This window comes from Alcanivorax sp. UBA3183 (genome assembly GCF_002364155.1).
Taxonomy (GTDB): domain Bacteria; phylum Pseudomonadota; class Gammaproteobacteria; order Pseudomonadales; family Alcanivoracaceae; genus Alcanivorax; species Alcanivorax jadensis.
Genome location: NZ_DEXN01000017.1, coordinates 65,216 through 71,441, shown reverse-complemented (window position 1 = coordinate 71,441; position 6,226 = coordinate 65,216). Strand labels below are relative to the sequence as shown.

The 6,226-nt window shown below is 58.3% G+C and carries 6 protein-coding genes and 1 other RNA gene; 3 read left to right on the top strand and 4 right to left on the bottom strand.

The window, feature by feature from the left end; genetic code table 11:
* Positions 1-140: 140 nt before the first annotated feature.
* From B3Q33_RS07750 to B3Q33_RS07735, 4 genes are read right to left on the bottom strand one after another with little or no spacing between them, the layout of a single operon-like run.
* Positions 141-728, bottom strand: coding sequence for a BON domain-containing protein (locus tag B3Q33_RS07750; protein WP_035248038.1), 588 nt, complete (start codon positions 726-728; stop codon positions 141-143).
* The gene (locus tag B3Q33_RS07745; protein ID WP_007150375.1) at positions 729-1,316 is read right to left on the bottom strand and encodes a phosphoheptose isomerase; all 588 of its coding nucleotides are present in this window, start codon (positions 1,314-1,316) and stop codon (positions 729-731) included.
* Positions 1,317-1,352: 36 nt separating this feature from the next.
* Positions 1,353-1,730: a YraN family protein gene (locus B3Q33_RS07740; RefSeq protein ID WP_035248037.1), complete on the bottom strand. Its 378-nt coding sequence runs from the start codon at positions 1,728-1,730 to the stop codon at positions 1,353-1,355.
* Complete coding sequence (locus tag B3Q33_RS07735) at positions 1,711-3,582, bottom strand: penicillin-binding protein activator (RefSeq protein WP_035248035.1); 1,872 nt, start codon at positions 3,580-3,582, stop codon at positions 1,711-1,713. The genes B3Q33_RS07740 and B3Q33_RS07735 overlap by 20 nt, the downstream gene beginning before the upstream one ends.
* Positions 3,583-3,663: 81 nt before the next feature.
* On the opposite strand from B3Q33_RS07735, the gene rsmI reads away from it, so the two are divergent.
* The 3 genes from rsmI (at position 3,664) to B3Q33_RS07720 (ending at position 6,028) form a co-directional block, all read left to right on the top strand.
* A complete protein-coding gene (gene rsmI, locus B3Q33_RS07730) occupies positions 3,664-4,500 on the top strand; it encodes a 16S rRNA (cytidine(1402)-2'-O)-methyltransferase (RefSeq protein ID WP_272961586.1) in 837 nt (278 codons plus the stop codon).
* Positions 4,501-4,690: 190 nt separating this feature from the next.
* Positions 4,691-5,056: RNase P RNA component class A (gene rnpB / locus B3Q33_RS07725), an RNA gene on the top strand.
* Between the two features lie 165 nt (positions 5,057-5,221).
* Positions 5,222-6,028 carry an MBL fold metallo-hydrolase gene (locus tag B3Q33_RS07720; protein ID WP_035248030.1) on the top strand — a complete coding sequence of 269 codons (807 nt, stop codon included), beginning with the start codon at positions 5,222-5,224 and terminating at the stop codon, positions 6,026-6,028.
* Positions 6,029-6,226 lie beyond the last annotated feature (198 nt).

The window sequence follows — 6,226 nt, the reverse complement described above, 5'->3', positions numbered from 1 at the left end:
AGCTACGAGCTACGAGCTACAAAAAAACCGCACCCTTCGGGCGCGGTTTTTTTTGGGGGGGGCAGCGCGGGCTCGGCGTTCCGGTTGGGGAGGGCCTTTCTTCGTGTTGCGGCTTGAAGCTTGTCGCTTGCAGCTGCTCTTTAGTCGATATACTCGATAATCTTCACGATCTTCTGCACACCGTAGACTTTCTGCACCTGTTCGACGACCGCAGTAGCCTCTGCGTGGGTCAGCAGGCCCATCAAGTAGACTACACCGTTTTCTGTTACCACTTTGGTGCGCCAGCCGGGTGCATCGCCGTTGATCAGTAGTCGGCTTTTGACCTTGCTGGTCAGCCAGGTGTCATTGGTCCGTGCCAGAAAGGAGTTGGACCCCACCACCTGCAGTTCGTTGTGCACATGGCGGACATGACGAACCTTCTCGGCGATATTTCCGGCCTGAGTCTTCAGGTCTTCGCTGGCTACCTGGCCGGCAAGCAGGACGTTGCCGTTGTAGCTCACCGTCACAATGCGTGACTCGTCCAGCTCGGCACTGGCCCGGGCCAGATTCACTGCGACCTTGCGTTCAATATTGCCGTCCTCGACAAAGGCCCCAAAGGTGCGTTTGCCGTGATTTTGGTCGACCGGATCATCGGACATGCCCTTGGACAGGGAGACACAACCGGTGCTGGTAACAAGCATCAAGAACAGAGTCAGAATGCTGCTCAAACGGGTGAAGCGTGCGGCCATTTACTGGCCTCCAAAGAGTTGCTGGTCGATGTAATCGCACAGGGAGTGAATCACCAGCAGGTGAACTTCCTGAATGCGGGCGGTGGAGGTGGCGGGCACCCGGATCTCGATGTCGTTGGGGCCATACAGGTTGACCATTTCGCCGCCTTCCTTGCCGGTCATGGCGACAACGCGCATTTCCCGGTCGTGGGCGGCCTGTATGGCCTGTATCACGTTGGCGGAGTTACCGCTGGTGGAAATGGCCAGCAGGATGTCGCCGCTGCCGCCCAGGGCGCGCACCTGTTTGGAGAAGATTTCGTTATAGCTGTAATCGTTGGCGATGGAGGTGAGTGTGGAGGAGTCCGTGGTCAACGCGATCGCGGGCAATGCAGGACGCTCCATTTCGAAGCGATTGAGCAGCTCGGAAGAAAAATGCTGGGCATCGCCGGCGGAGCCGCCGTTACCACAGGTGAGGATCTTGCCGCCGTTGAGCAGGCATTCCACCATGGCCTGACCGGCCGCCTCGATGACGGTGGGCAGTACTTCGCCGGCCTTGGCTTTGGTTTCGATGCTTTCGGCAAATAATTGCCGGATACGGTCCACGCTCATAATTACCTCATTGTTCTGCGCGTTCGATTATTGGGGCTATTCGCTGTAGAACGCGTTTTGTATCCACTGATAACGGACAGTGTCGTTGTTGTCCGGTTCCATTCCCAGTACATCAAAGCGGCAGGGGCGATCATGGTATTGCGGGTGACGGGCCAGGTAATGCTGGGCCGCCAGGATCAGCCGGCGTTGTTTGTGGTGATCCACGGAAGCCAGTGCACCGCCATGACTTCGGTAGCTGCGCCAGCGCACTTCCGTGAACACCAGGGTGTTGCCGTCCTGCATAATCAGGTCGATTTCACCTTGCCGGCAGCGGAAATTGCGGGCCACAACCTCTAGTCCCTGCTGCGTGAGCCAGTGTGCAGCCTGTTTTTCCGCTTCGCCACCGGAATTTTTGTTACTGCGCGGTAATTTCACGGGTTCTGCTGTTGTTTGCAGGTTCGGCTACCTTGGGCAGGGCGCGTGCCTCGCCATTGATAAAGACGCCCCAGTTCAGTTCGCGCACGATACGTTGCTGTTTCATGCTCAGGCGGCCGGTGACTCCGGGCAGTTCACTGGAGGGCAGGGTGCTTAGCAGGAAAACACGGCTTTGCAATCGATAGGCATCAATGCCCATGGCAAACAGACGCTCGTAGCGGCCGTGGCCTTCGGGCCATTGCTCGTTGCTCATTCGGCGTAGCTGAGAGTCTTCGTTGCTGAGCATCCAGGGCATGTCCACAAAGCGTACCCCGTTCAGGTCCTGGTCGCGCCTCGGGTTGGATTCGCCGCTGTGAACCAGGGCCGTGGAGTAGACCGGCAGATCCTTGGCGTAGTGGAAATTCAGCGCCGGTTTGACCTGGCGTCCCTGGTTGGGATTGGCGAGCAGAAACAGGAAGCCCATATCCTGGCGACGACGTGGCTGGATATCCATGTCCAGGCTGGTGAAGCGGCTCACTGCCTGGCCGCGGCTCTGGCTCTGCGCCACCAGCAGCAGTTCCTTGACGGTGTCGCCCAGAGTGGGGCCTTCCTGGTAGGTACGAGTCACGGTCACGGTACCACCGAGGGATTGCCATTCTTGCGCAAACGCCTGGGCAACCCGTTCACCCCATTCCCCTTCCGGGTAGAGGATGCCGGCCTGGCTTGCGCCTTCGCGAGCACCTTGCAGGGCTATCTGGCGAGCTTCGTCTTCCGGCGCGAGGCCGAACTGGAAGAAATTCTCTGGCAGTTCGCCCTGATCAATATAGTTCAGCGCCAGGGTGGTAACAGGCAGGGTGCCCTGGTTGGCAATGGTGGCTGCCTTGTCCTTGGCCAGCGGCCCGAGGATGAAGTCGGCGCCGTCCTGAACGGCCTGCTGGTAGAGAGCGAGGATGTCGTCACCGCCGGAATCGTAGAAGCGCAATACCGGTGGGTTGCCGTCCTGTTTGTGCCGATAGTAGGCCGTCATGATGCCTTCCTGGAGTGCCTTGCCGGCATTTTTCAGCGGGCCGGTGGCAGGCAGCAGAATGGCAACCTTGCTGGGGCGTTCGCTGACAGCTTTTTCCAGGGCGTCGAGCATATCGGGAACGTCATCGGTGGCCGGGTGGGTGCGCCACTGGGCGCTCCATTGATTCAGCCGGCTGACCTGGGCATCGAGATCGGCGATCGGGTCCCGGTAAAGCTGGGCCAGGGTGAGCCAGCCGAGTAAATCACCACGGCTGTCCTCAATGGCATCGGCCAGTTCGGAGCTGGACAGTTGCATCAGCAGTTGCCAGATCATGCCGTGGTTATAGTCTTGATCTTCATCTTCCAGCAGGGGGTGTGTGGCCACCCGTTGTTGCAGGCTGCCGGTCAGATCACCCTTCATTGCCAGGGCGTCGGCTTTGAGCAGATCCAGCCCTGCCTGTTGCTCGGCGGGATACTGAAGAATGTCATCTTCGTGACGTTGCAGCAGGGCCAGCGCGTCGTCGGGTCGTTGGTCACCCAGCTGGGCGCGACCGCTGAGCAGTATCCAGGTAAACCGTTGTTCGTTGTCCATGGCCTGAGGATTCAGATCGGCGAGCAACTGGCCGGCATCACCGGGTCGCTGCTGATCCAGATAATGTTCCGCCCACTGCAGCGCGGCACCGATGCGTGCATCGGTTTTCATGGTGGCCAGTTGACTGCGGGCAGCGGACAGCGCGGTGGGAGCGGTGCCAACCTTGGCAGCCGACGGCTGTTCATAAACCGTGGTGCGCGTAGGAGTGGTGGTAGAACAGCCGGCGATGACTGCGGCAGCAAGCAGGGCTGCCAAACGGGCCTTTCTGAATTCCATGGCGAGACGTTCGTATTACCAGAATGAAGCCGCTATTGTAGGCGCTTCATTGGAGCCCCACCAGTTGAGTCGTGCACAGATATGAGTGGAACTTTGTATATTGTCAGTACACCGATCGGAAATCTGGATGACATCAGTCGTCGGGCGATAGCGGTACTGGGGGAGGTGGACTGGGTGGCGGCGGAGGATACCCGGCATAGTCAGCGCATGCTGGAACAGTTGGGAATCCGCAGTCGGTTGATTAGTTGTCATGACCACAACGAAAGTGCGCGCAGCGAAGAGTTGGTGGCTCGTTTGCAGTCAGGTGAGCAGGGTGCCTTGATCAGTGATGCGGGCACGCCGCTGGTCAGTGATCCCGGCTATCGTCTGGTGCGCGCCTGCCACCAGGCTGATGTACGGGTGGTGCCGATTCCCGGTGCGTCGGCACTGTTGGCAGCGTTGGCGGCGGCGGGGCAGCCATCTGATCGTTTTCTTTTTGAGGGTTTTGTGCCGGCCAAGGGAGCGCCTCGCCAGCAGGCCATCGAGCGCCTGGCCAAGCTGTCAGCCACAAGTATTATCTACGAAGCTCCTCACCGGGTGCTCTCTTTCCTGGAGGCGCTGAAAGCGTCAGTTGAAAAAGATCGTGAAATCTCGCTTTGTCGTGAGCTGACCAAGCAATTTGAGACGATTCGCATGGGAACCGTGGCTGATATTTGTGACTGGGTGGCATCAGATCGCAACCAGCAACGCGGCGAGTTGGTGCTGGTGCTGTCGCCCGCCGCACAAACCGCAGACTGGAGCGAGCAGGATCAGGCCCTGGCAAAATCCCTGCTCGCGGAACTGCCGGTATCCCGGGTGGCGAAAATCATGGCCGCCCACACCGGGCTGAAGCGGCAGGCGGTGTATGCGCTGTTGGAAGGGATGGGGAAAGAAAATTGATAATTGAGAATGGATAATTAATAACGACGCGGACTGGCGCTTTGCTGTCTTTGAACGCAAGAGGCCGCGACCAATCGTTTGGACGCGGCCTCTTGCGTTTCTGGACTTGGCGCCCTGTTCCGCAAGTTATCAATTATCCATTCTCAATTATCAATTGGTGTTTTTCATTGCCGTCCCCTAAACTCCGCCCCGGATCGGTCAGACAGTCGCTGGCGGCGTAGCCGCTGGAGGAAAGTCCGGGCTCCACAGGGCAGGGTGCCAGGTAACGCCTGGGGGCTACACTGGTGACGGTGTGGCTACGGCTAGTGCCACAGAGAAGATACCGCCTGTTCCCTCCTTTGGAAGGAACCGGTAAGGGTGAAAAGGTGCGGTAAGAGCGCACCGCGCCGCTGGCAACAGTGGTGGCAGGGTAAACCCCACCCGGAGCAAGACCAAATAGGGATCCGTTGGCGTGGCCCGCGCTGGATCCGGGTAGGTTGCTAGAGGTTTGTGGCGACGCAAGCCCCAGATGAATGACTGTCCACGACAGAACCCGGCTTATCGACCGGTCCACCTTTTCAGTATGAGATGCGAGTTGCGAGAAGCGAATACCCGAACCGGGGTTTGCCTTTCGTGACTCGTCGCTCTCGCCCCAAAACGCTTCCTCTTCTTGATCTGAGTCATTATCCAGTGATGCGATGTCGTCAGAATTGCCGGGCTTACAATCTGGCAGGAGTCCGACATGGCGCAGACCGATACCCTCTATCTCGACAATAATCACGAAGTGCTGCGCTTTTCCGATCTGGTTGTCGGGGAGGGAGTGCAGGCCAACCAGTTCTGCATTCGCCACGGGGACCGTGCTGCGCTGATTGATCCGGGTGGGGATCTGACCTACACCCCGCTAACCATTGCCTTGAGTCGCCGAATCAGTCTGGATGGTCTGGACTATATTCTGGCATCACATCAGGACCCGGATATTATCGCGTCCCTGCCGCGCTGGCTGATGCACACGCGCAGCCAGGTGGTAGTGAGCAGGTTGTGGTCCCGGTTTCTGCCTCATCTGGCTTCCTCCTATGTGACTGGCAAAATGGGCGAGCAACTACAGTCGCGTATCCAGGGTGTGGCGGACGAGGGCAAGGTGCTGCCGTTTGCTGATACCGAGATCTGGGTGTTGCCTGCGCATTTCCTGCACTCGGTGGGTAATTTCAGCTTCTACGATCCGCTCAGCGGCATCCTGTTTTCCGGCGATATTGGTGCGTCTCTGGGGGGCGAGGAAGGGCAGGTGGAAAACTTTGCCGACCACCTGCACAGCATGACGGGGTTTCATCGCCGTTATATGGCCAGCAACCGGGCCTGTCGACTGTGGGTGGCCATGGTGCGCAAGCTGGCGCCGCGTATGATCGTTCCCCAGCATGGTGGCTACTTTGTGGGGGAGCAGGTGGGGCATTTCCTTGACTGGTTGGCGGCGCTCGAGTGCGGCGTGGACCTGCTGGATAGCCAATCCTATCGCTTGCCCGTGTCCGAACAAAGCTTAACCTTTAATAAGTGAATATAAAAAAAGTTAGTAATAACTAATCCGTCTAACACTTAAAGTGCTTTCTCACCTGCACGTTCCAGCGCTCTGATTCGTCTCGAAACTCCCTCCGTTCGTCTCTTCGTCCATTCCGTGTGACACAGCTAACAGGCTGATTTGTCTGGAAATTCTTTTACGTTTGCCCAGGTGTCGACGCTTGACTTGGTGTTCCCA